Below are 23,322 nucleotides of genomic sequence, written 5' to 3' on the forward strand. Positions count from 1 at the left end.
AACAAAAAAACATGCAATTCGAATCACTTCTCATCTTAAAAGTTGATTATTGTATTAATTATCCATCAATTTACTCCAGTCACGATAATAATAGTCCTGCTCATATGAATCGTCAATATGAAAGCGAATACTTTACGAACAACATTCCCACACAACATGAAAAAGGCGCGATGTCCCCGCACTTGGGTTTCACCACGCCTGTACTTTATAATTTGTATTTCAATTACCTTGCTTCAGGAATTTCCACAATCGGATTCACATCCGCCTCATAATCAACACCTTCGGTTTCGAACCCGAATAATTGGAAGAACTCACGACGATATCCTTCAAGATCCGTAAGGTCGTAAATATTATCAGTAGTGACTTGTTTCCACAGTCTTTCTACTTCTTCTTGCACATCCGGACGAAGCTCCCAGTCATCAATACGAATACGTCCCTTCTCATCTACAGGTGTTTCCTGACCGGAATATAAACGATCTGCAAATAAGCGATATGTCTGTTCAATACAGCCTTCATGCAGCCCCTTTTCTTTCATTACTTTATAGAGAGCTGATACATAGAGTGGAACAACAGGAATTGCCGAACTCGATTGTGTTACGAGTGCTTTACTTACCGATACGAATGCTCGGCCTCCGCTTGCTGCCAGTTCTTCATTCAAACGAATAGCTGTTGCTTCTAAATGGTCTTTCGCCTGGCCAATAGAACCATCTCGATATATGGCCTGTGTAATTTCGGAACCAATGTAAGAATAGGCTATCGTGGTTGCGTTATCCGCCAGTACGCCTCCTTCACGAAGCTGCTGGATCCACATTTCCCAATCCTCACCGCCCATTACTTCCACAGTATCACGCACTTCTTGTTCATTCGCCGGATCAATCGTAACTTCACTTACTTCACCCGTATGAAAATTAACGGTTTTATTCGTATACGCCTCTCCAATCGGCTTAAGAACAGAATTTACAGCCTCACCCGTCTTCGGATTTGTGCGACGAGCAGAAGCGACACTGTATACAACGAGATCTACTTGTCCAAGTTCGCTGCGGATCAACTCAATCGTTCTTTGCTTCGTCTCATCGGAGAAGGCATCACCAGTCACACTAAATGATTTAAGATTAGCTTCTCGAGCTGCTTTCTCAAATGCAGCAGAATTGTACCAACCAGCCGAAGCCGTTCTTTTCTCCGTTGCCTGACTCGGACGATAAACTCCAATCGTATTGGCATGAGCGCCAAACGCAGCTGCAATACGAGCGGACAGACCATAACCTGTTGAGGCACCGATTACGAGCACATTAGCAGGACCTTTAATCTCCGGTTTGGACTTAATATACTCCACTTGCTCCTGCACTTGACGAGCACAGCCTTCTGGGTGAGCTGTCGTACAAATAAAACCGCGTGTTCTAGGTTTAATAATCATAGGTTAAATATTCCTCTCTTTAAATCGAATGATATCTTCCTTACTACATAGTACCCTGCCTTACCTATTCTAACAATTTTTTCGAAAACGGAAACCTTTGAAATTGAAAATTAATAAAGGAATCATACCATCTAACATAGAGCGATATGTGTCAAAAACAAGTAACTTATATCTATTCTTTAAATGATCATTTATACTTATATACTGTACTCTTATCAACGAAGAGCCCATGCTTGTTACGAGCTCTTCGTTTTTCTGTTACTCATAATACCATCACAAGGCAAATATACATATCTACTATCTTGCAATTCTGGAGGAAATCTCTTGCTTCGGAGAATTTTAAGAACATTAAAATACTACTTCTTAACGATATTGCGTATGCAAAATAGCGACCACCGTATCGCACTAGGTTTTTCCGCGGGATTCTTTCCCTGCTGGTATCCTACTTTTGGGGTTGATATCATTATCGCCATAGCGCTTAGTCGGGTTATAGGTGGTAATATGGCAGCCGCTATACTAGCAGCGACCACCGGTTCCATGCTCTGGCCGCTATTATTCTTCATTAATTATAAGGTTGGCTACCTGATTAGCCATATCTTCTCTTCACCACCACCTATCGATCTTGTAGACGTTATCCACACACCCGTTCCGGATCGGGATTATTCCGTTCTAGCCAGGTATTTCAGCAAACTTGGGGATATGGGTGTGAACTTTCTGATAGGATCCGCTGTAAATAGCCTTATATTCTCTGTTGTTCTTTATTTTATTGTTCGTTTTTTACTGTCTCAATACCGAAAACCTCTGCTTAATAAAATAAAAAAAGCTAGAAACAAACACATCCAATAAACTCAATCATAGATAACTCCCCCCTGCTCACTACACAGTAGCACGGGGGAGTTATTTGTACTGCAATCCCTTGGTGATCAGAAACTTTATCCAAGGAACTTTAGAATGTGCTTATAATCAATGTTATATTTATACAGATAAAGGAGGGGAACTTATGCGGACAATAACAATGATGTTACTTTTTTCCCTATTTCTCGTTGCTTGTTCAAATGCTACCGAAGTTAAAAAGGACGAAAGTGACAACACTACTGTTGAACAAACGAAAGAAGGATCAAAGATAACAAAAGAATTTATAGAAAAAAACGCAAAGATCGGTTTGTCTTACGATGAAGTTAGAGAACGATTTGGAACTGAACAGTATTCTGGGATAATGGATAGAACGATGACATTTATTTATGATTCAACGACCTATAAGCCATTTACGTATAATCAAAGTGGAGATGCAGTAGCTTTTGATGCTTTAAAATCAGGTAAACTAGATTATCAGTTGTACATTAATTTTGTGGAAGAAAAAGCTGTTTATTACCAGTATTATTTTGAAGGTGAAGATGGTGAAGTTTGGGGATATACCGTATCTAGTGACGGTGATTCTTTGACTAGGAATTCTGGTAACTAATCTAAGTGAAAAATTATTATCAAAGAGATTATAAGAAAAGGTGAACCCCGATATCGGCGGTTCGCCTCTTCTGTTTTACCACTCAAAGTATAAGTATCTCTCACCCCAAAGAACGTTAAACAGCGACTGGTTTCCTAGTTTGACTTCTGTACATAAGGCTTATATTCATCAAAAGGAATGAACTGCAGTTTGTCGGCTACATATCGCCCTTCTTTGAAGGCATAAGTTATTTCTAAATCGCCGATGAACATACTGAAATGAACCATACCACCCAGTCTAACGATCAGCTTATTATTCTCGACCCTATGGTATACAACGGCACCAAAGCCCATTTCCGATTGTTCTACAAACTCAAGATCCGGAATCTGCAGGATAACATCATCGCCTTTTCCCTTCAATTGAATTGAAGCATGAAGCATATCCCCTTCCTTCTTCAGCTCTGTAGAAACCCATTTCTTAACCGTCTCTTTCTGGGATTCAATCGGTATCTCTTTGAAATCTTTCATGCTAATGACATGTATATCTTGTGCATGAATACCTGTCCCGGAACCTTGATTCAGTAATACGACAACTTCAGACTCTCCATCCTGATTGAGATCGCTCACAATAAGCTCGGGTACTTCCTTCCAGCCAGTTGGGGTTTCCCAGTTATAACGATGGCGCTTACCGGCGATTTCAAGCTCAAGACCTTTATAAACTCCATCTTTCAGATCCCTTCCGTACAGTTTCACATCTGATCGGCCCTCAGCCACCGCAAGAGGAGCTTTTCCTTTGGAATTCACCAAGACGTTATGATACTTCTCTTGCCAGACCACCTTGGCTCCCATCATCCGTTCCATCAATGACGTAGGAATCATTACACGGCCATTGATAATATAAGCAGCTGAATCGAGTTTAATTATCGTATCTCCGGACACTACATTTCTACTCCCGTTCTTGATCTCATATCGTTTGCCGTCCACCAATACAGTCACAACTTTGTTTTTCTGATTCCATTTCAGTGTAACCCCTGCCCACTCTCTCGTCATATAAAGTGGAAGAAATGGCGTTTCGTTCTTAATGACAGGGTATGTATCTAGTCTTAACATCTGTTCGTCTACATGAACGGAGAAAGTAGTAGCTGGTGCAGCTGATGCCGGTGATTGGTTCGGTATATAAAGGGCTGAGGAAATCAAGACAGCCGCGACTAAAGAACTTAGCAATTTTTTCATATATATATAAATTCCCTTCTTCATACAACTAGTTAATACCTATATCATATCTGATTTACTAGGAAAAAGGGATAAAATATGGACATTATTTCAAATTCATCCGTTACAGTTTTGTATTATTTTAGACATGGTAGAATCTCTAACGATTATTTCCGTTTGCAGACGAATGGATACAGGATCACCTGGTGGGTTATCTACACGGTCCATGAGTAGTTGCACAGCGGAACTGCCGAAATCATCCATTGGTTGTCTAACAGTTGTCATACTAACCGGTGCGTATTCAAGCACATTATGATTAGAGAATCCGGCTATAGATAGCTGTTCCGGCAGTTTTAATCCCAGTCCAAACGCAATCCTCATCGTTAACATCGCTAAAAAATCATCGGAGCAGAACACAGCTGTAAGCTTCTTACTTGTACGAAGAAAAGACTCGATCGCATTTTGTCGATCTATTGCTCGATTAGGGCTAATGTCGGTTTTGCTCAAAAAGAGCATATTACCGGTTTGAATATCCACCTTCCAATCCAGCAACGCATCTATATAGCCTTGGTAACGCTCCTCTCGGCTCTTCGCCATACTCAAATCACTCGTGATAAACCCAATTTCCCTGTGACCGGTACGAAGCAAATGGGACGTCATTTCATATGCCCCTCCGTAATGATCGTGAGTTAAGCAATCGAATCCGATTTCATTGAATTGACGGTCTAGAATAACAATCGGGTATTTCAGCAGTTTTAATCTCAGAAGGTGATCACCGCATATTGTACGATCGACTGGAAACAATAGAATGCCCGCAATATCATTCTGATGTGAGAGACTACGAACGACCTCGGCCTCGGTAGCTTCATCCCCCGTAACCTTGATAACCAATTCAAACCCTTGCTCTTTTGCTGCCCGTTCCACAGAAGTGATGATGCTGCCCACATAATCATCAATAACAGGAACAATCAAAGCAAGATAATGACCTGCAAGACGAGCTTGCTTAGCTCTGTACACCTGTCTGATTCCTGCTGATTGTTTCAGTTCTTCCAAATCCACATCTGCCAAAAAGGTTCCTCTTCTTGGAAGACGGTAGACAATCCCTTCCTCTTGAAGCGCTTGCAATGCAAGCTTGCCCGTCATACGGCTCACGCCAAAACGATTCGCAAGCTCCCCCTCTGAGGGTAACGGATCATGAGGCTTTAAACCACGCTCCAGAATGATGTTAAGCACTTGACTTTTCAACTGCTCGAACAACTTTCCCGATATATTGTTCATCTGGTATTCATGCCTGCCTTCCTATCTATATCAGTAAAATCTATAATATCACATCAAAAAGAAACCTGTCCCCACAACATGGATACAAGCTTCTTATGCAGATTTAGTATTCGAAATAGATATGTCTGCTGAATATGACGATAATTCCAAATAAATATGAACTTATTGTGAAAGCGCTTCCTCTATTTAGTTCTTTTTCTGTAAGCAATTGGCATATTATATATTACAATAGACCAGCTGGTAAGGAGGCGAAAGAATAGGAGGTGAAAACATGGGCGTGAATGAAGCGTTAACTTTAATGATTTCGTTCGCCACATTGGTCGTGTCGATGCTTGCTTTTCACAATAAGAAATAGATCCTTCCCTTAAAGAATGAATCTATTTCTTATCCGTTGATTGGAGCACCTAAACCATATCCGCCCCTTACAATCTGACTGTTGTCAAAGGAGTCGGCTGCCACCGGCTCCTTTCGTGATGTAGTTTACTAAACGACAGATGCAGAATAGATACACAAAAATATCCTATTCCCCGGAAAAAGCAAATATTACTGCCCTTACTTCTTTTTTTGTTGCAGTAGCGGTTTTACCTCGCTTAAGAGCTGATGCAGCCGATTAGCCGTATTCGCATAAAGCTCTTTCGATTCTTCCGTTGGAGCTGCCATACTGAACATTTCCAAATCTGCTTCGCATTTTTTCAGGTTAGCAAACAGAGCTGCCTTCTGCCGTACCTGCGGCAGGCTAATCTGATCATCATACAAATCTAATACTAACTCACCACTGGTATCTACCTGTGCAAGATACACTTCATCCGGCTTGACATTATTCTTATTCAGTTCACGCTTCAACCATGCCTTACTTTTTCCTGACAATGACAGTGGCTCTTCCATCACCTTTCCGTCCATAATGACCGTGTGAGGCTCCTTAATGCTTCCAGTCTGTATACCAAGGTGTTTTGGCGTCAGTGGCTGTTTCTCGCTCACTAACATGACATTGATTTCACCACTGGATTCCATAATTGCAAACTCTACATCTGCTATATCAAAAACACTTTTCTTACGTAATTGTTCCATAAGCTCATCCGATGTCAGACGCTCTTTTTTCAAATTCCCTTCTAATATTTTTCCTTCTTTAATCAAAGCTGTCGCTTTGAAATCAATAAAATCCCTGATACGTTTACTCTTCATTTGTAGTATTTCAATAAGCAGGGATACAGCTACCCATGCCGCCAAAGCCACCAAACCCAGATACCAGTTCGCATCCAAATCAAGCGATATGTATGCAGCCAAACTACCGATCGTGATTCCCGTAATATATTCAAAGAAGGATAGTTGTGAAATCTGTCTTTTTCCTAACAGCTTCGTTAATAAGAATAATACTACAACGGCACATAATGTCCGCAATACAACTTCTAGCCAATCCTGCATAATTTCATTGTCTCCCCTCAGAATATTCTACTTTGAATTATTGGTAAGTTCATTTTTTCTAAACCCAGGGATTTTCTTCCATGCAAATTAGTTTTCATACCATCAATCCCTATTTTAAAAAGAAAGCGCTTATTTTTAATTGAGTTTTTTGTCGTTTCAAGGTAAAGTATTGCATAAAAAGGAAGAGGATGGAGGAGGAAGCCAGTTTATGACCACTGAATCACATCGTTCATATGATGTCATTACTTTTGGTGAATCTATGGGACTATTATATCCTGAGGGCCCCCGCGGAATTGGTCTAGGCGGTACAATGGTTCAGTCTTTCGGCGGAGCTGAGAGTAATGTTGCCATTGGCCTGGCCAGACTAGGTTGTAGTTCCGGATGGTTTGGACAGCTTGGTAAAGATCCTATTGCACAAGGAATTATGAAAGCGCTTCGAGGCGAGGGTGTCGATGTATCGAGGGTGAAATATACCAGCGATGCACCAACTGGACTAATGCTCCGAGAATCCGTAAGAGGACAATCGTCAGTCTATTATTACCGTGCTGGTTCTGCGGCAAGTAAAATGACCCCAGATCTTGTGGACGCTGACTATATTGCTCAGGCGAGAATCGTTCACTTTACTGGAATTACAGCGGCTTTAAGTCACAACTGTCTTCAAACCATCCGTCACATCATTTCACTATGCAAAGAGAACCAAGTACAGATCAGCTTTGATCCAAATCTTAGACTAAAGCTTTGGAATATCGAACAAGCCCGGCCCGTTTTGCTTGAGTTAGCTGATGCCTGTGACTATTTTCTTCCAGGATACGACGAATGCAAACTGTTATATCAAACGGATGACGAGAATGAAATAATCCAAAATCTCCGCAAACACAAAGCTCTCACTATTGTCAAAAGCTTTAAGGGTAACAACCTTATCGTAAGAAAGGACAATATACAATCGATTCCTTTTGAAAAAGTGGATGAGGTTGTAGACCCGGTTGGAGCTGGCGATGGATTTTGCGCAGGGTTTCTTGCTGGTATATCCAAAGGGTATTCTCCTGAAGATGCTGTTCGGCTTGGCGGCTTGACTGGATCCATGGTTATACAGGCAACCGGAGATTGGGAAGCGCTTCCGACATGGGAGGAAATAGAGCTTCGCAGAGGCAACTTGACACATACCGAACGATAATCGACAGAAGTTAGATAATAACTGAGAGTGATCTGATAAGGAGAGTGAAATGAATGAAAAAGATGAAACTGCTCCAACAAATCCACGATGCAGGTGTCGTAGCTGTGTTGCGCGGTGATTCACCAGAAGAAGTTATTCGTATGGCGAATAAAGCAATTGAGGGGGGAATCAAAGTCATAGAGATCACCATGACAATCCCATTTGCAACCGAAGCCATTACCGAGTTATCTAAATCCTATTCTTCTGCCGATCCGAATGCAGATAATTACGCCATTATCGGTGCTGGTACTGTTCTAGATCCTGAAACTGCAAGACTTACCATTCTGGCCGGTGCTGAATTTGTTGTATCTCCAAGTTTTAATCAGGAAACTATTATGCTCTGCAACCGATATCGAGTTCCTGTAATGCCAGGTGCTGTTACCGTACATGACATCGTAGCATCGCTCGAACTTGGCGTCGATGTGGTCAAGCTATTCCCTGGCAATCTGTATTCTCCATCTGTCATTCCTTCATTGCGCGGTCCTTTGCCTCAAGCAAATATTATGCCAACTGGTGGCGTCAACCTTAATAATTTATCGCAGTGGATTCAAGCGGGAGCTTTTGCCGTTGGCATAGGTTCTGACCTTACGAAAGAAGCTGTTGAATCAGGTGATTTCAATTTGATCACGGAGAAGGCGCGCGCCTATGTTAATGCGTTTTTGGATACAAAGCATCAATCTTTAGAAGCACGAGTATAAAGTGTTCGCATTTATAACATAGAATCTACTTGATTGTCATCATAATAAAGGCCACCCAAGTACGATTGCCTTGGGCGGCCTTCTTCTTTATCTATTTTATCTATGGAATATCTGTTATCCCTGCTTCAACTTTTCCTGCCCCATTTCTTCTGTGTACACATACCTGTAGCTAGCCCACCTGAAACGATCGTGAATATAGACAGAATAAACGTTTCGCTGGACAACAAAACTCCTCCAATTCCAATAATCACTGCATCCATTAATAAAATAATGATACCAACATTTAAAGGAAGATATCGGGATAAAAAATGAGCAAGCAGATCTGTCCCCCCCGTGCTTGTCTCAAATCGAAGCATTAACCCCAGCCCTGTCCCGATCAAAAACCCGCCAACCGACGCACTGGGAATAGCGCCAAATGCAACATGCTGATGAAAAAAAAGTTGAAACGGCGACAATAAGTCGATTACAAAAGATGATATTAACATCCCTGTTAAACTATTATAAAAGATCGCACGGTTTAACAGCCATGCCGCTATGAACATGGGAATGCTGCACAATATAATAATAAAACCGATATGCGCATCAAATAAATAATTCGTAATCAGCGCAATACCGATAACCCCTCCATCCAGTACCTTATAAGGCACAAGAAAAAAGTTCGTTCCTGCAGAAATCAGAAAGCTTCCAAGTACAATAACGAAATACTTGATTATTGTTGGCATAATGAACAGCTCCAAAAAAATGGGAATGTCTATTCATATGCTTGTCTGATCAGAAATTGTACTCTATGTTAGCTATTTTTATAAAAAAACTTGATTTCATTATCAATTAGAAGCCATCTACCTACCGCAAGATTGGTAACTCTGGGGTAAACAGACCCCAAAGCTTTTTATCGATTGTACCAGAAGGCCATTACACTATATACTGGTAACTAGGAACTCTCACAGTATAGAAGAGGTGAACTATTCATGGATCAAATGAAAGAGGCGTATGAGAAATTGGGACTCCCGGAAACCGCAACCTCAGAAGAGGTCGATAACCGATATACCCTGCTTATGCGTCAAGCCCGTTCCGAGCAGCGCCGGAATCCAGACAAAACAAATGAAGTGGAAGAAAGATTTGCAGATGTAACCAAAGCGTACAATTATATTTTGGAAGAGGAGAAGCGCAAATCCCTAGAAGAAATCAGCCGCAAAAAATACGGGAAATTCAAAGGTATGGCAGGAGCTGCTGAGAAGACTGAGCATTTTTTCCGCTATTATAGATACCATGTTCTTGGGGTGCTCGCCCTCATAGGGATTATCATTTATATCGGTATAAGTATCTTCAATCATCGTGCCGAACAAGAAAGACTTGCTAAGCTGCCACCAATTGATCTATCCATTATGTTTCTTGGTTCCTATATAACTCCAGATGGTGGACAAGATTTCACACAAATTGAAAATGCTATCTTGGCACAATTCCCGGAATGGAAACGAGTTAAAGTTGACGTTACCTATGTTCCAGCGCTCGATTCCGGATCACCGAACGATGCTGCCCTTCTTCAAAAAGCCATGCTCGTGCTTGCCACTGAGCGGTCGGATTTATATATTATGGATCAAACTGCATTTAACTGGGTTGGCAATCAGGGGATCGTCCGAAATCTTGAACCTGAATTAACAGGTGAACTAAAATCTCTAGTTACGCCTGATATGGTGAGGCAGACCGAGATCACTGAGGATAAAAGCGAACAAATTTATGCAGTAAATATTAGCAACACTCCACTAGCTGAAGAACTGCCTATAGCTAAAACAGATATGATTGCTGGTGTCCGAGGAGACTCTGAGAAAGAAGCTAATGCATTGGCCTTTATCAAGCAATATTTGGAATCCTCTAAGAAAAAAGAATAGTCGAATTCATACGTCAAAGCCCCATCATGAGATCAGGATTATTTTCCTCAGATGGGGCTTTTTGATACACTTATTTCTAACCTTTGAAATCACACATAACCTTGATATAATAAAAGGAATTTGAACGAGTTAAAGGGAGATGTTCATGTCTGGAAAAATAAAAATATTCGCTGATAGCACTTGCGATTTACCATCCAACTGGATTGAAGAATACGACATTGGCATTGTACCGTTATATGTTGTTTTTGGAGAAAATTCTCTTCGTGACGGAGTCGATATCACTACTACTGAGCTATATGCTAAGGTCGAAGAAACAGGAAATCTTCCAAAAACTGCTGCGCCCTCGCCATCTGACTTTATCGCCGCATTTTCACCGGCTATTGAACAAGGAGACGATATTATATACATCAGCATTTCCTCAGAGCTGTCCTCTTCTTATCAAAATGCGATTATAGCAGCTGGGGAGCTGCCACCAGGTCGTGTGTCCGTGGTAGATTCACGAAACCTGTCCAGCGGCATTGGACTTCTCGTTATGAAAGCAGTCCATGCAGCTAAAGAGGGCTCTTCCGTTACACAGATTGTGGACTTGCTAAATCGCTCTACAAATCAAGTGGAATGCGAATTTGTTATTGATACACTTGAGTACTTGTATAAAGGTGGACGCTGCTCCGGTATGCAGAACCTAATCGGCAGTCTTTTAAAGATCAGACCTGTGATTAAGGTCGTTAATGGTAGCATGACACCTGCATATAAAGTTCGTGGCAAGAAAGAGAAAGCACTTGATCAAATGCTCAGCAATGCGCTGGAAAATGTGAATGATATGGATAACGATTTAATTATCGTGGTACATTCAATGGCTGAATCGGAAGCACGCTTCCTTCAGAAGGCGCTTCAAGAGAAGACAGGTGCCAAACAAGTCATTATCTCTACTGCAGGTTGTGTAATAAGCAGCCACTGCGGTCCTCAGACCACTGGCTTGATGTATATGAAGAAACCAAACTAACCTATCATACTACATATTAAACGGCAGTTCTGCATTCACCTTAGCAGAGCTGCCGTTCTTTTATGTTCACTATATATTCTGTAAAGGTGCAACAGGTAACAAAAACTGAAATACTGACCCTTCCCCTTCCGTGCTATCAACATAAATAGTGCTCCCCATAAGCTCAACAAGTTGCTTGCAGATCGCAAGCCCAAGCCCTGTACCACCATATTTACGATTGATTACAGGATGCAGCTGAGAAAAAGACATAAACAATTCATCCAGCTTATCCGCTGGAATACCGATCCCCGTATCCGATACAGAGAACTCAAGAGAAATAAGATCCAGACGACTGGAAATCACAGGTGAAATCTTTAAACTTACTTCTCCCCGTTCTGTAAACTTTAAAGCATTTCCCATCAGGTTTACTAGTATTTGTCTTAAACGTATAGGATCGGCCATAAATTGCTGTGGAACCTTCTCTTCGATTTCAGCCGTAAGTCGTATGCCTTTTTCAGATGCTTGTAGTTTGAACAGTTCCATTACCTCTTGCACCATTCCCGGTAGATCAAACATAATCGGCTTCAATACCATTTTTCCAGCTTCCATCTTACTGAAGTCGAGTATATCATTTAAAATAGCCAGGAGAGCTTCCGAGCTTGTTCTAAGAATCTCTGTATAGCTCTGCTGCTCCTCAGTCAAACCGCTAACCAATAACAAATCCGCCATTCCGATCATCCCATTCATAGGGGTCCTGATTTCATGGCTCATCATATTCAGAAATTGGGATTTAGCTTGAGCCATCCGTTCAGCGGATTCTTTTGCCCTTAAGATTTCCCTTTCTGTTGTGATATCGTTAAATACGATCACCGCTCCTTGGATCTCGCCTTGATCATAAATTGGATTGATATGATAGGACACGAGAAAGCTGGAACCATCTTTTCTCCAAAATATATCCTCATTTACAAAACGTATCTTACCATCACAGATTGTTTGGTGAATAGGACAATTCACAATATCATGATGGGACCCATCCGCTCGGGTATGATGAATCCATTCATGACTGCATAAATTTAAAAACCCATCAAGCGTATATCCAAGCATTTCTGCTCCTGCTGGATTAATAAATATTCCTTTTCCTTCACGATCCAGACCATAAATCCCTTCTGAAACAGAATTCAGAATCAAGCTGTGGTGATTGCTCAACTTCTCAATTTGTTCAAGGTATAGTCTTTCATCTGTTATATCCATTGCTATCCCATATACTCCTACAACTTGATTGTTAACGACGATCGGTACATTGGTAACATGAATACGACGTTCTTCTCCATCCTTTCGGAGCACGCTGCTCTCATAATATTGAGGCAACCCTTTTTTAGCTAGTTCAAAGTGTCTGATGGTATTTTCCAATTCACCTGGAATCAGCTTTCCGTGAAATGAGCTCATTATTAACTCTTCTTCCGTGTATCCCGTTAACACTTCCAACTGTTTGTTTACAGAAAGATAGTTTCCCTCCATATTCAATGAATAGACACTCGAAGGATTATATTTAAAAAGAGATTTGTAGCGTTGTTCGCTTTCTAGCAATTCAAGTTTCATTCTTTTTTGGTCGGTAATATCCTGGGCGATACCATAAACCCCTACCATCTCTTCATCGATCTTAATCGGTACGTAAGTAATATGAGCATCACGTATTTCACCATTCTTATGTTTAAACTGTATATCAAATTGCTGTTGTAATTGACCGGATAACACTTTTTCTATATGACTGCTTCGACTTTTTAAGTTCTCCTCGCAAAACAAGGCATCGAACGAAAGATTTAAAAACTCTTCTCTAGAGTACCCTGTGATCCGCTCCGTTGACTTATTCACGTCAACATACAATCCATATGTATCCATGATATAAATCGCATCAGGATGATTCTCGTACAATGATCGGTATGCGCTGCCTTCCGAAATTAATTGCTCCAGGATATGAGTTTGATTATCGCTCAATACAGCTTCATTCCTCTCTTAGATGGTCCAAGTGAAAACATGACATATTTTATTGTAACATCAATAGATGAGAAACATAGTAGAAAACAACAAATAAGAGCGGCAACTAGCCGCTCTATTACATTATCTATCATATCCAGCTTACATCAGAAATCCTTTCACCCTATTGATCCTGGAGGATCTCTCCGCGTTTCTTTAGCAATCGCTCTATAGTTTCAATAAAATGTGCAACTCGAATAGGTTTAGTTACATATTCCGTAAAACCTGCGGTAAGTCCGCGTTCAATGTCTACCTTTTCAGCAAATGAACTTAGGGCAATTACAGGAGTATGACAAGTTTTATTATGATCCTTCAACCGCTGAAGTGCTTCATAACCGTCCATTCCAGGTAGCTGGATGTCCATGATTACGAGATCGACATTTTCATAGAACGCGATTTCCAATCCTTGTTCAGCATTTACAGCTTCGAGAAGTACCACATCGTTTAGTCTTTTCACCACATGCTTCATGACCAACATATTTAAATCGTTATCCTCAATACACAATACGATAGAAGCCAATGGATCATTCCTCCTTAAACGCAAAAAAGCCAAAAGAAGCGTTCTTGCCTCTTAATGGCTTATGCCCAGCTCAGCCTGAAAGTAGGTGTCTGGTTCATTATCACCAATATATACTTGTATAAGAACAACAATTCAGGAATGAAAAATGTAAGCAACAATCCCCTTGTCTCGTTCAAAATCCCAATCTACATAAACATCCGAAAGCTCTTTACCGAGCAACTGACCTATTCGATTATCTTGCCCGAACACCCTCTTCTCCAGCTTACGCTTTGTGGTCTTCAGTACATTTTCATAACCGAGACCGATTAATTCTTTTTCCAGCATAATCAAAATTCCTTCACGAACTACAATCAGTGTTCGCGGGTTCATCCACCAGGAATCGATTTGTTCAGGTTCCTTCTGCACTTTAGAAGTGAGAAGGGCAATTTGTTTGTGAACTTCGGCTTGTCCTTCGTAATGAGTAGAAATTTGAACAGCACTCTGAAATAGTCCAACGATGATCCCAGTGGCGTTATGAAGTCCCCAGTCATAAAACATCTCATCTACTTCCAGGCCAATTTCATCTTTTAAATAGATTGTCAATTCTGGTAAAAGTGATTTCATTAGCAGTTCGCGAGTGTAACGGAGTGCTTGTTCCTCTTCCTTACTAAGCAAAAATTTCTCAACAGGTCCAATAAAATTGCGAACGTGAAGCGTAATACTTCGGTCACCGATGGATACATGCACAGATTCGGGACCTTTACCAAAACGTTCTCTAAGCAGCTTTCCCGTAAAGCTGGATACGAGATTAATCTGAGTTTGCGTAATCAAGATTTCACTTCCTACCGGCAGCATCAATAACAACTTTCACTTGCAAGCTAGAATAGATAGATTTTTACTTATTCTACTATTGTAACCTTTTTCAAATAGAATACAATAAGATTACTAACAATTTAAGAAACCTCCACCAGAAATGAATAATCAGTAAACACACTTAAATGTATAAAAAAGCTGGACCCTTCAAGGATCCAGCCAAAAATAGAATGAGATCATTATCTTCCTTCACCAATCATCAGAAGAACATATTCCTCTACAATCTTCCTTACCACAATGGCTGTGAATAATTTTTACACCTTCAGTCGGCAAAGTATCAATCAACTCGTCACATCCGGAGCATATAATAAGCCCCATATCTTTGCTTTTGTCAGCATTACCCATCATGTTTGCGAGCGTTTTCATACTATTCCTCCTCAAGTTAGTTGCTTTCACAAACCGTAAACAGCCGACTGACAGGGTCCTTCTTCGTTTAATAAAGGCATTCATTTTCCTGATTTACACCCTGTTATCCCTAGTGTATTGTCAAAAAATAAACTTATGAACAAAATTTGTAACTTGAATTCCAGCTGTTCTAGTTGCTCTGTAACAAATTTATGATATGGTTAAGCAGTGATGTTGCACACAATTCTTCTAACAAGGTAATCACGTCAAAAATAATCTGTAGACGATCACTTGGGGGAATTACTTTGAATACGTTACTTATCCTTATTTCCATCATGCTATTTTCAGCTCAAACCTTGTCTATGAAACTCATCAAGTCAGGTCCCCTTAGACAGCGGTTATTGATTTACGCAGGCTTCACCTTTATAGCTGCGGCAGGATTGATGCTGTTCAGCCTATTTCAACCTGAGGCAAGACAAATTAGCCTTGAGACACTTATTTTCGGCTGTTTATTCGGTCTTGGCTTTATGCTTACTATTATTTTTTATAATCTAGCAATCAGTACAGGTCCTCTTTCTTACACCGCTTTTTATTTCTCCGCTAGCATGCTTATCCCTACGGTCACTGGTATTATTGCATTTCAAGAGGCAATAACAGGTGTTACCTTAGCTGCGATTGTATTGTTTATAGCGGCTTTTTACTTCATAAATGTAAACCCAAATTCGAAAAAAGACGTCACCCCAAGGGGTGATAAGTGGCTGCTGTACTGTCTTCTTACTTTTGTGTTTAATGGTTCTCTTGCGGTGATACAAAAATTCCATCAACATCAAATGAATGGTACACAATCCTCCGGTTTGATGCTGGTCGGTTTTTGTTCGGCATTTGTATTTTACATCTTGGCCTACGTCGTCCAGTATATTTCAGCCAAGAAAGAAGAGGACATAAACTTACTGGGAGAGAGCATAGCGTTAAGACAAAACTTATTACCTATAGTGCTGCTAGCATCCACATCCCTGATTGGAAATATCATCATGACTACCCTCTCCGGCATAGTCCCAAGCTCTTATCTTTTTCCACTTGTACAAGGTAGTATTATTGTCTCTATCACGCTAAGCTCGGTACTTCTCTTCCGAGAAAAACTAACAACCTACGGCAAACTCGGCATTACACTCGGTATACTCGCCATTGTCACTATTAATTTTTAACAACAAATTTAAAAAGGGAGTCTCAGGTCAATACCTGAGACTCCCTTTTTGTATCTTAAGAATGATCTGAGACGCTGACTAAATGCTCCAGATTACGAATCAGCGCTTCCAATTCCTGAAAGCTAGACACAATTTCACTTACCATTACTTTCTGTTCTTCCATACTGGCAAGAATCTCTTCCGAGGCCGCACTAGATTGCTGGGAAACGGATGAAATCGCCTCCGCTTCTCCAACGATTTCACTAGAGGAATTCTTGATCATCATTGTCTTTTCTTCTACCTGATCCGCCTGAATCACTACCTGACCAGCAATACCATTTAGCTTGTGGAACAGTTCCATCGATGTAGACGCTGCATTTCGACTTAAATCAATCGCATTCTGTCCTTCCATAACCTGTTCAGTTAAAGATGTTGTCTGATCAATGATATTTCGGAGGACTATAGCGATTTCTTCCACAGAACGATTCGAATGCTCAGCTAGCTTTCTTACTTCCCCAGAAACAACGGCGAAACCTTTTCCATGCTCCCCAGCTCTGGCGGCTTCAATCGCAGCATTTAAAGCCAATAGATTCGTCTGTTTAGCAATATCCTGAATGGTAGTCAGAATGGCGCCTATTTCTTTACTCTGGCTGTTTAACTGATTCATTGAGAACGTAAGGTGATGTATGATATCCCCTACCTCACTCACCCTTGTAAAGAGTTCCTCCATTTGCCGATTTCCGTGCATGGCTGCTTCCACCGTCTCACTAGATAGCTGTTTCATCACTACTGAACTGTCTACAACCACTTTAATCTCTTCATCCGCTCGATTCAGAATGCCCGAAATTTCACCTACACTAACAGCCTGATACTCAATTCCCTTGTTCACTTCGGTAAAACCGATAGCGATCTCTGAAGTGATATCTCCTGTGTGCTTAACGTTCTGCTGCAGTTTATTATTGAATTGACTCAGCGTAGTGATCGATTGTTTTAATTCAAGAAATAAGTTGTCTACCTGCTCTTTTGCAGCATGTATCCTTTGTGTGTTTCTGTGCGTATCCTGAATTAGACGCTGGAATAAAAAAGAAATCACCATTAAAACCGCAAACATAATCAAATACTCAATATTGCTGTCACCTGTTATGACCCCCATCGTTCTATCGTTCGGGTATATGATGAAGTAGTTGATAATCCCTATTGAAGCAATACCATAAAGTAATAACGGTTTATAATTAGGATAAATCGTCAGAACTGCTGCAAATGCCACCATTACTGTAAGTGTTGGCTTTACGGCAGTGAACACCACCATAATAACAGCCATAAACAAAGCGATAATGTAGGGAAATAAAGGCCTTATCCACTGTTTCCTATTCGTAACATCAAGTAACCCTACTAACAATATGGCTATAGCACTTACCGCTAGAGTCACTTTGATTGGATACGATAAAACCATAACTAATACAATGAAAGCCACCAATATCCAAAAAAACTGAACAATCAGTGTGCTTCGACGAACCATTAATTCTTGAATGTAATCAAGTTCCTTAGTCTGCTTTGACATGTCCTACTCTCCTTTAGATGATCCACGCTATTACATTTATCGTCAAATTTCGGCATTTATTTATATGTGAAAGAAATCAAACCTCGATAGTATACATTTTTTGTCACGCTTGCTTCGGCTTTGTCAAAGCACCCTTAGAACTATAGAGTCCATTTCCATAAAAAGCGACTTTATTCTCACCCATGAAAGACTCAAGAAATGACTTGAGGCTTATAGTCGCATAACGCCGCGCAAATTCCATATATATGATAAGAAGCAATTTTTGAACTTACTGAGGGGGGATTTCACGTGCACCAAGATGAGATTGCGGAATTGGAACGGTCCATTTCGGAAATAACGGAGATCGCTAAGGGCTTTGGCCTTGATTTTTACCCCATGCGATATGAAATCTGCCCAGCAGACATCATATACACCTTTGGCGCCTACGGTATGCCTACCCGTTTCAGCCATTGGAGCTTCGGCAAAACCTTCAACAAAATGAAGATGCAGTACGATTTTGGACTTAGTAAAATATACGAGCTGGTTATCAACTCCAATCCTTGTTACGCTTTTTTGCTCGACGGAAACTCCTTGATCCAGAACAAGCTTATCGTCGCCCACGTGCTGGCCCATTGTGATTTCTTCAAGAACAACGCCCGTTTCTCTGTCTCCAATCGCAATATGGTGGAGAGCATGTCCGCCACCGCTGAACGAATAAGCCGTTACGAGCTGGAACATGGCACAGATGCCGTAGAACAATTTATTGATGCGGTGCTAGCCATCCAAGAACATGTTGATCCTCAAATTCTCCGACCTGAGAAACTGGATAAACAAAGATACACAGAACGAATTATTCAAGGACAAAAAGACGACGCTAAACGCTACAAAATCAGCGGTCCGTATGACGACCTTTGGGACACAGAAGAGAGTAATAGTAAGGCAAAAGCTGCGAAAGATGAGTCATCTCAGCGGAATTTCCCACCTATTCCAGAAAAGGATATCATGTGGTTTATTCAGGAGCATTCTGAAATCCTCGAGGATTGGCAGCGGGATATCATGAGTATGCTGCGTGAAGAAATGCTCTACTTCTGGCCGCAAATGGAGACCAAGATCATGAACGAAGGCTGGGCTTCGTACTGGCATCAGCGCATCCTGCGCGAAATGGATCTGACGAGCGAAGAAACGGTTGAATTTGCAAAACTTAACGCATCTGTCGTGCAGCCATCCCGTCACAGCCTGAATCCTTACTATTTGGGGCTAAAAATCTTTGAGGATATTGAACGCCGCTGGGATCGTGAGAAAATGTTTGAGGTTCGCGAATACGATTCCGACATTTCCTTTCTAAGGAATTATCTGACCAAGGAACTGGTGAATGATCTAGATCTCTATGTCTTCGAGAAAAAGGGGCCTGAGTGGAAAATAACCGATAAAGCGTGGGAAAACATCCGGGACCAACTTGTAGTATCCCGCGTAAACGGCGGATCTCCATACCTTGTCGTTCAAGATGGCGATTACCATCGCTCGGGTGAATTGCTGATTAAACATCAATACGAAGGAATGGAGCTGGATCTGAAGTATATGGAGCGTACGCTTCCTTATGTTTATCACCTGTGGGGTAAGCCTGTGCATCTGCAAAGTGTTATTGAGAATAAACCGATCCTGTTTTACTACGACGGCAAAAAGCTGCATCGGCGTTTTTTATAATTTATAAAAAAGGAGCTGTCCCGCGTGTAGATTTTTTCTACTAAGGGATAGCTCCTTTACTCACCTATTTCTTTTTATTCCAAAAAAAAGATCCAATGCCAGCTCCGAAAACTAGACCCAGTCCGATTCCTACGGCAACATTATCGAATACCACGCCCAAGGCGGTACCTAACGCAATCCCCATTGCCACGCCGTTTCCAATGTATCTTCCCGGTCCCGGTTTGTTCCCGCCATCCATATGCGTTCCCTCCTCGGCTACGAAACCTAACACGAGCTTTTCTCCAAAACTTATTTATGTGAAACTACTTCCGCATGGGCAGAATTATGCTGAAGAGCTTCCAGATCTGCCGCAAGCTTCTCCATCATTTTAACGAATGCAGATAGTTCTTGCGAGCTTGCAGCCTGGTTACGGGCATTGATGGAAGTCTGCTGCGATTCATGTTCCACCAGTCCAAGCTTCCGTATAATTCCGGAAACTTTAGTCTGAACTTCTTCCATAGCTTTACGGGAATGGTTCGCCAGCTTCCGAACCTCTCCAGCCACGACCTCAAATCCGCGTCCGTATTCCCCTGCATGTGCAGCTTCGATTGCGGCATTCAAACCGAGCAAGTGACTTTGATCCGAAATTTCTCGAATAAGTGACCCCATCTGCTCAATTTGAAGAATCTCATGGTTCAACTCTTCCGTTAATGCATGTGCTTTATCCTGTGCTTCCGCTGTCTTGGTTGCATTCTCTGCCATCAGCGCAGCGCTCTCATCCAGTTCTACAATCATAGCGGTCAGTTCCTGAACCGCTGATGTTATCGCTTCCAACATATGCTCCTGTTTATTAACAAGAGATTGGATGCGCTCTTTCTCTTTCAAATTATAAGCTTCGAGAACAAGTTGTGAATCCAAGTTAAACATTTTGCTCAAGGAATGAACGACATGCATCCAGTTTTCCGGTAAGATTTGTTGCAGCAAATCTACGGCAATATCAAGATACACCATGTAGCTTCCCAAATAATAGTCGGTTGATAGTCCAATACGAGAATGGACTTGTCCAATTTTAATACGGTTATTAATATATGCTTCATCAACGATTCCATCTGCAAGTGACATCCAGTATACGCGCTGGGTTTCTTTCAATCTGTCAACGGTCGAAGTCTTATCGATAATACCCATCAGTGCCGGCTGTGTGCCGATCTGATCATAGAATCGTCGAACAACTTCCTCCACTACTTCTTTAAATACATCACGATAATTAGCTAAAATTAATAGGTCCTTATCCTTCAGCCCGAGATAATCCAACTGTCTGCGTCTTTCAGGGGATACGTCGATCATTGTTAACAAATTCACTCCCAAGTTGGTGATCTATATCACAAATATTTTATATCACAGGGTTTATTATAGACTATTTTTACTATATCAACATAATTCCAAAGTCCCAATTGGATGTGTATTTGCACCAATATATTCCACCGTCTCTTATTATCATCATAAATTACGAGCATTCTCAGCATAAATCGAGCTTTGGGGATAATCGCCAACATAAAGTCAGACAAAAGAAGCATGATGCCTTGAATACAGGCTCCATGCTTCCTTCATCCCTTTATCTGTTCAACAAACTTCCTACATACCGAAGCAGCTCATTCGCACATACCGGGCAATACCCATGCTCCTCAATTAATCGGGAACTCACTTCGTTAATCCGCTTAAGCTGCACAGCGTCCGGCGTTTTAGTTGAGGTCGTAATTTTCACAATATCTTTAAGATCCGAAAATAGCTTTTTCTCGATTGCTTCACGTAGACGCTCATGATTATGGTATTCGAATTTTTTTCCTTTGCGGGAGTATGCTGAGATCCGTATCATGATCTCCTCGCGGAACGCTTTTTTGGCGTTCTCTGATACCCCGATCTGCTCCTCGATAGAACGCATCAGCCTTTCATCCGGATCCATCTCCTCATCGGTTAGGGGATCTCGGATTTTGCTCCAGTTGCAGAAAGCCTCGATGTTATCGAGATAATTCTCAAACAACGTTTTCGCTGATTCTTCGAATGAATACACGAATGCCTTCTGAACTTCTTTTTTAGCAAGATCATCATATTCCTTACGAGCAGCGGAGATGAAATTCAAATATCGTTCTCTCTCTTCCTTCGTAATGGAAGCATGCTGATCGAGACCATCTTTAATGGCACGCAGCACATCCAGTGCATTGATACACTGCAGATCCCTCTTAATCAAGGCACTCGATATTCGGTTGATGACATAACGGGGATCTACCCCTGACATGCCCTCTTCCAAATATTCATTCTGCATCTCCTTCAGATCCGCTTCTTTGTAACCCTCTATTTCTTCTCCATCGTACATACGCATTTTCTTGATTAAATCCATGCCCTGTTTCTTGGTTTCCTTCAATCGAGTCAAGATAGAAAAAATAGCAGCCGATCGCAGTGCATGTGGTGCAATATGGATATGCTTCATATCGCTTTGTCCAATGAGCTTATCGTAAATTTTCTCCTCGTCACTTACCTTTAAGTTATAAGGAATTGGCATGACTATCATACGGGATTGTAGCGCCTCATTTTTCTTATTTGCAATGAATGCTTTATATTCCGATTCGTTCGTATGAGCCACGATAAGTTCATCCGCACTAATAAGCGCAAACCGGCCAGCCTTAAAGTTGCCTTCCTGAGTGAGTGAAAGCAGGTTCCACAGAAACTTCTCGTCACACTTCAGCATCTCTTGAAATTCCATTAGTCCCCGGTTTGCCTTATTCAACTCACCATCAAAGCGGTAAGCCCGTGGATCGGATTCTGAACCATACTCTGTTATGGTCGAAAAATCGATACTACCCGTCAGATCTGCTATGTCTTGAGATTTTGGATCCGAAGGACTAAACGTACCAATACCGGTACGCCCCTCCTCAGAGATCAGCACACGCTCCACCATTACGGATTCAATATCGCCATCATATTCCGTTTTGAGTCTCATCTGGCAAGAAGGACATAAGCTTCCTTCTATACGGACACCCAGCTGTTTCTCTACCTCTGGCCGAAGCTCTAGCGGAATCAGATGCAGAGGTTCTTCGTGCATCGGGCAGCCAGCTATCGCATACACAGCTCCTCGTTCGGTACGAGAATGTTTTTCAAGTCCACGCTTCAGGAGTGTGACAAGCGTCGATTTACCACCGCTGACCGGGCCCATCAGCAGCAATATCCGTTTACGCACATCGAGCCTGCGAGCTGCGGAATGAAAGTATTCCTCAACAAGCTTTTCAATTGCCCGATCAAGACCGAATATTTCTTGTTCAAAAAATTTGTATTTTTTTCGGCCGCCGCTCTCCTCAAACCCATAAGATTCAATCATGTCGTATACGCGCGCATGCGCGGTCATGGCGGGTGAAGGATCTTTCTTAAGTAACTCAATATATTCCCTAAATGTGCCGCTCCATGCCAGTCGGTCGCTTTCTGCCCGATACGATGCTATGCGTTCGAAAATATCCATACCGCTACCTCCTATGACTCTGATTATGAGGATTGGCTTTCATTTCACTCGCGTCTTATAACCATGAATCCACCGAAAAAGTGTATTACATACCTATGCGGCATCATC

At 41.5% G+C, this 23,322-nt stretch carries 22 protein-coding genes; 9 read left to right on the top strand and 13 right to left on the bottom strand.

The annotated features are described in order from the left end of the window. Positions 1-223: 223 nt before the first annotated feature. The gene (gene fabV / locus ACFQV5_RS19360; RefSeq protein ID WP_379249036.1) at positions 224-1,414 is read right to left on the bottom strand and encodes an enoyl-ACP reductase FabV; all 1,191 of its coding nucleotides are present in this window, start codon (positions 1,412-1,414) and stop codon (positions 224-226) included. A 324-nt stretch (positions 1,415-1,738) separates the two neighbouring features. Between fabV and ACFQV5_RS19365 the strand changes: the two genes are divergently transcribed. Both ACFQV5_RS19365 and ACFQV5_RS19370 read left to right on the top strand, forming a co-directional pair. Further along, a complete protein-coding gene (locus ACFQV5_RS19365; protein ID WP_379249038.1) occupies positions 1,739-2,260 on the top strand; it encodes a DUF2062 domain-containing protein in 522 nt (173 codons plus the stop codon). A gap of 154 nt (positions 2,261-2,414) precedes the next feature. Continuing rightward, positions 2,415-2,876 carry a PhoU family transcriptional regulator gene (locus ACFQV5_RS19370; RefSeq protein ID WP_379249040.1) on the top strand — a complete coding sequence of 154 codons (462 nt, stop codon included), beginning with the start codon at positions 2,415-2,417 and terminating at the stop codon, positions 2,874-2,876. Between the two features lie 134 nt (positions 2,877-3,010). Here the strand turns inward: ACFQV5_RS19370 and ACFQV5_RS19375 are convergent, their stop codons facing one another. Both ACFQV5_RS19375 and ACFQV5_RS19380 read right to left on the bottom strand, forming a co-directional pair. Beyond that, positions 3,011-4,087 carry a copper amine oxidase N-terminal domain-containing protein gene (locus tag ACFQV5_RS19375; protein ID WP_379249042.1) on the bottom strand — a complete coding sequence of 359 codons (1,077 nt, stop codon included), beginning with the start codon at positions 4,085-4,087 and terminating at the stop codon, positions 3,011-3,013. 96 nt (positions 4,088-4,183) lie between these two features. After that, on the bottom strand, positions 4,184-5,344 hold the full coding sequence (locus ACFQV5_RS19380; RefSeq protein WP_379249044.1) for a GntR family transcriptional regulator: 1,161 nt from the start codon (positions 5,342-5,344) through the stop codon (positions 4,184-4,186). Between the two features lie 271 nt (positions 5,345-5,615). Here ACFQV5_RS19380 and ACFQV5_RS19385 point away from each other — a divergent pair, with 271 nt between their 5' ends. After that, positions 5,616-5,699 carry a putative holin-like toxin gene (locus ACFQV5_RS19385; RefSeq protein ID WP_379249454.1) on the top strand — a complete coding sequence of 28 codons (84 nt, stop codon included), beginning with the start codon at positions 5,616-5,618 and terminating at the stop codon, positions 5,697-5,699. A gap of 197 nt (positions 5,700-5,896) precedes the next feature. Here the strand turns inward: ACFQV5_RS19385 and ACFQV5_RS19390 are convergent, their stop codons facing one another. Beyond that, positions 5,897-6,766: a DUF421 domain-containing protein gene (locus ACFQV5_RS19390; protein ID WP_379249046.1), complete on the bottom strand. Its 870-nt coding sequence runs from the start codon at positions 6,764-6,766 to the stop codon at positions 5,897-5,899. Between the two features lie 208 nt (positions 6,767-6,974). Between ACFQV5_RS19390 and ACFQV5_RS19395 the strand changes: the two genes are divergently transcribed. Continuing rightward, positions 6,975-7,940 (top strand): sugar kinase, encoded by a 966-nt coding sequence (locus ACFQV5_RS19395; protein ID WP_379249048.1) that lies wholly within the window; start codon positions 6,975-6,977, stop codon positions 7,938-7,940. A gap of 53 nt (positions 7,941-7,993) precedes the next feature. Further along, positions 7,994-8,677 (top strand): bifunctional 2-keto-4-hydroxyglutarate aldolase/2-keto-3-deoxy-6-phosphogluconate aldolase, encoded by a 684-nt coding sequence (locus ACFQV5_RS19400; RefSeq protein WP_379249050.1) that lies wholly within the window; start codon positions 7,994-7,996, stop codon positions 8,675-8,677. 125 nt (positions 8,678-8,802) lie between these two features. Here ACFQV5_RS19400 and ACFQV5_RS19405 read toward each other — a convergent pair whose 3' ends face one another. Continuing rightward, positions 8,803-9,399 carry a YitT family protein gene (locus tag ACFQV5_RS19405; RefSeq protein ID WP_379249051.1) on the bottom strand — a complete coding sequence of 199 codons (597 nt, stop codon included), beginning with the start codon at positions 9,397-9,399 and terminating at the stop codon, positions 8,803-8,805. A 246-nt stretch (positions 9,400-9,645) separates the two neighbouring features. On the opposite strand from ACFQV5_RS19405, the gene ACFQV5_RS19410 reads away from it, so the two are divergent. Beyond that, the gene (locus ACFQV5_RS19410; RefSeq protein WP_379249053.1) at positions 9,646-10,566 is read left to right on the top strand and encodes a DnaJ domain-containing protein; all 921 of its coding nucleotides are present in this window, start codon (positions 9,646-9,648) and stop codon (positions 10,564-10,566) included. A gap of 145 nt (positions 10,567-10,711) precedes the next feature. Then, positions 10,712-11,569, top strand: coding sequence for a DegV family protein (locus ACFQV5_RS19415; RefSeq protein ID WP_379249055.1), 858 nt, complete (start codon positions 10,712-10,714; stop codon positions 11,567-11,569). A gap of 69 nt (positions 11,570-11,638) precedes the next feature. Here the strand turns inward: ACFQV5_RS19415 and ACFQV5_RS19420 are convergent, their stop codons facing one another. The 4 genes from ACFQV5_RS19420 to ACFQV5_RS19435 all read right to left on the bottom strand — a co-directional run bounded on the left by ACFQV5_RS19420 (position 11,639) and on the right by ACFQV5_RS19435 (position 15,320). Then, positions 11,639-13,543, bottom strand: a complete 1,905-nt coding sequence (locus tag ACFQV5_RS19420) for a PAS domain S-box protein (RefSeq protein WP_379249057.1) — start codon at positions 13,541-13,543, stop codon at positions 11,639-11,641. A 163-nt stretch (positions 13,544-13,706) separates the two neighbouring features. Then, positions 13,707-14,102: a response regulator gene (locus ACFQV5_RS19425; RefSeq protein WP_379249059.1), complete on the bottom strand. Its 396-nt coding sequence runs from the start codon at positions 14,100-14,102 to the stop codon at positions 13,707-13,709. 132 nt (positions 14,103-14,234) lie between these two features. Beyond that, positions 14,235-14,912 (bottom strand): Na-translocating system protein MpsC family protein, encoded by a 678-nt coding sequence (locus ACFQV5_RS19430; protein ID WP_379249061.1) that lies wholly within the window; start codon positions 14,910-14,912, stop codon positions 14,235-14,237. 231 nt (positions 14,913-15,143) lie between these two features. After that, positions 15,144-15,320 (bottom strand): GapA-binding peptide SR1P, encoded by a 177-nt coding sequence (locus ACFQV5_RS19435; protein ID WP_379249063.1) that lies wholly within the window; start codon positions 15,318-15,320, stop codon positions 15,144-15,146. Between the two features lie 284 nt (positions 15,321-15,604). On the opposite strand from ACFQV5_RS19435, the gene ACFQV5_RS19440 reads away from it, so the two are divergent. After that, positions 15,605-16,504 carry a hypothetical protein gene (locus tag ACFQV5_RS19440; protein WP_379249065.1) on the top strand — a complete coding sequence of 300 codons (900 nt, stop codon included), beginning with the start codon at positions 15,605-15,607 and terminating at the stop codon, positions 16,502-16,504. A gap of 55 nt (positions 16,505-16,559) precedes the next feature. On the opposite strand, the gene ACFQV5_RS19445 is transcribed toward ACFQV5_RS19440, so the two are convergent. Beyond that, on the bottom strand, positions 16,560-18,044 hold the full coding sequence (locus tag ACFQV5_RS19445) for a methyl-accepting chemotaxis protein (RefSeq protein WP_379249067.1): 1,485 nt from the start codon (positions 18,042-18,044) through the stop codon (positions 16,560-16,562). Positions 18,045-18,332: 288 nt separating this feature from the next. Here ACFQV5_RS19445 and ACFQV5_RS19450 point away from each other — a divergent pair, with 288 nt between their 5' ends. Further along, complete coding sequence (locus ACFQV5_RS19450) at positions 18,333-19,727, top strand: SpoVR family protein (RefSeq protein WP_379249068.1); 1,395 nt, start codon at positions 18,333-18,335, stop codon at positions 19,725-19,727. Between the two features lie 64 nt (positions 19,728-19,791). Here the strand turns inward: ACFQV5_RS19450 and ACFQV5_RS19455 are convergent, their stop codons facing one another. The 3 genes from ACFQV5_RS19455 to ACFQV5_RS19465 all read right to left on the bottom strand — a co-directional run bounded on the left by ACFQV5_RS19455 (position 19,792) and on the right by ACFQV5_RS19465 (position 23,214). Then, the gene (locus ACFQV5_RS19455; RefSeq protein WP_379249069.1) at positions 19,792-19,998 is read right to left on the bottom strand and encodes a glycine zipper domain-containing protein; all 207 of its coding nucleotides are present in this window, start codon (positions 19,996-19,998) and stop codon (positions 19,792-19,794) included. 17 nt (positions 19,999-20,015) lie between these two features. Continuing rightward, positions 20,016-21,050 carry a protoglobin domain-containing protein gene (locus ACFQV5_RS19460; protein WP_379249070.1) on the bottom strand — a complete coding sequence of 345 codons (1,035 nt, stop codon included), beginning with the start codon at positions 21,048-21,050 and terminating at the stop codon, positions 20,016-20,018. A 268-nt stretch (positions 21,051-21,318) separates the two neighbouring features. Continuing rightward, positions 21,319-23,214, bottom strand: coding sequence for a PrkA family serine protein kinase (locus ACFQV5_RS19465; RefSeq protein WP_379249071.1), 1,896 nt, complete (start codon positions 23,212-23,214; stop codon positions 21,319-21,321). Between the last annotated feature and the right edge of the window lie 108 nt (positions 23,215-23,322).

Origin of the sequence: Paenibacillus sp. GCM10028914, assembly GCF_042666275.1 — a bacterium.
In the GTDB taxonomy this organism is placed as follows: domain Bacteria; phylum Bacillota; class Bacilli; order Paenibacillales; family Paenibacillaceae; genus Paenibacillus_AQ.

Excerpts from the sequence above, each read along its gene's own strand:
- ACFQV5_RS19400 (WP_379249050.1), top strand. The coding sequence starts at position 7,994 with ATGAAAAAGATGAAACTGCTCCAACAAATCCACGATGCAGGTGTCGTA.
- ACFQV5_RS19390 (WP_379249046.1), bottom strand. The coding sequence starts at position 6,766 with ATGCAGGATTGGCTAGAAGTTGTATTGCGGACATTATGTGCCGTTGTA.
- ACFQV5_RS19410 (WP_379249053.1), top strand. The coding sequence starts at position 9,646 with ATGGATCAAATGAAAGAGGCGTATGAGAAATTGGGACTCCCGGAAACC.
- ACFQV5_RS19370 (WP_379249040.1), top strand. The coding sequence starts at position 2,415 with ATGCGGACAATAACAATGATGTTACTTTTTTCCCTATTTCTCGTTGCT.
- ACFQV5_RS19375 (WP_379249042.1), bottom strand. The coding sequence starts at position 4,087 with ATGAAAAAATTGCTAAGTTCTTTAGTCGCGGCTGTCTTGATTTCCTCA.
- ACFQV5_RS19385 (WP_379249454.1), top strand. The coding sequence starts at position 5,616 with ATGGGCGTGAATGAAGCGTTAACTTTAATGATTTCGTTCGCCACATTG.
- ACFQV5_RS19460 (WP_379249070.1), bottom strand. The coding sequence starts at position 21,050 with ATGATCGACGTATCCCCTGAAAGACGCAGACAGTTGGATTATCTCGGG.
- ACFQV5_RS19435 (WP_379249063.1), bottom strand. The coding sequence starts at position 15,320 with ATGAAAACGCTCGCAAACATGATGGGTAATGCTGACAAAAGCAAAGAT.
- ACFQV5_RS19415 (WP_379249055.1), top strand. The coding sequence starts at position 10,712 with ATGTCTGGAAAAATAAAAATATTCGCTGATAGCACTTGCGATTTACCA.
- ACFQV5_RS19405 (WP_379249051.1), bottom strand. The coding sequence starts at position 9,399 with ATGCCAACAATAATCAAGTATTTCGTTATTGTACTTGGAAGCTTTCTG.
- ACFQV5_RS19380 (WP_379249044.1), bottom strand. The coding sequence starts at position 5,344 with ATGAACAATATATCGGGAAAGTTGTTCGAGCAGTTGAAAAGTCAAGTG.
- fabV (WP_379249036.1), bottom strand. The coding sequence starts at position 1,414 with ATGATTATTAAACCTAGAACACGCGGTTTTATTTGTACGACAGCTCAC.
- ACFQV5_RS19465 (WP_379249071.1), bottom strand. The coding sequence starts at position 23,214 with ATGGATATTTTCGAACGCATAGCATCGTATCGGGCAGAAAGCGACCGA.
- ACFQV5_RS19445 (WP_379249067.1), bottom strand. The coding sequence starts at position 18,044 with ATGTCAAAGCAGACTAAGGAACTTGATTACATTCAAGAATTAATGGTT.
- ACFQV5_RS19395 (WP_379249048.1), top strand. The coding sequence starts at position 6,975 with ATGACCACTGAATCACATCGTTCATATGATGTCATTACTTTTGGTGAA.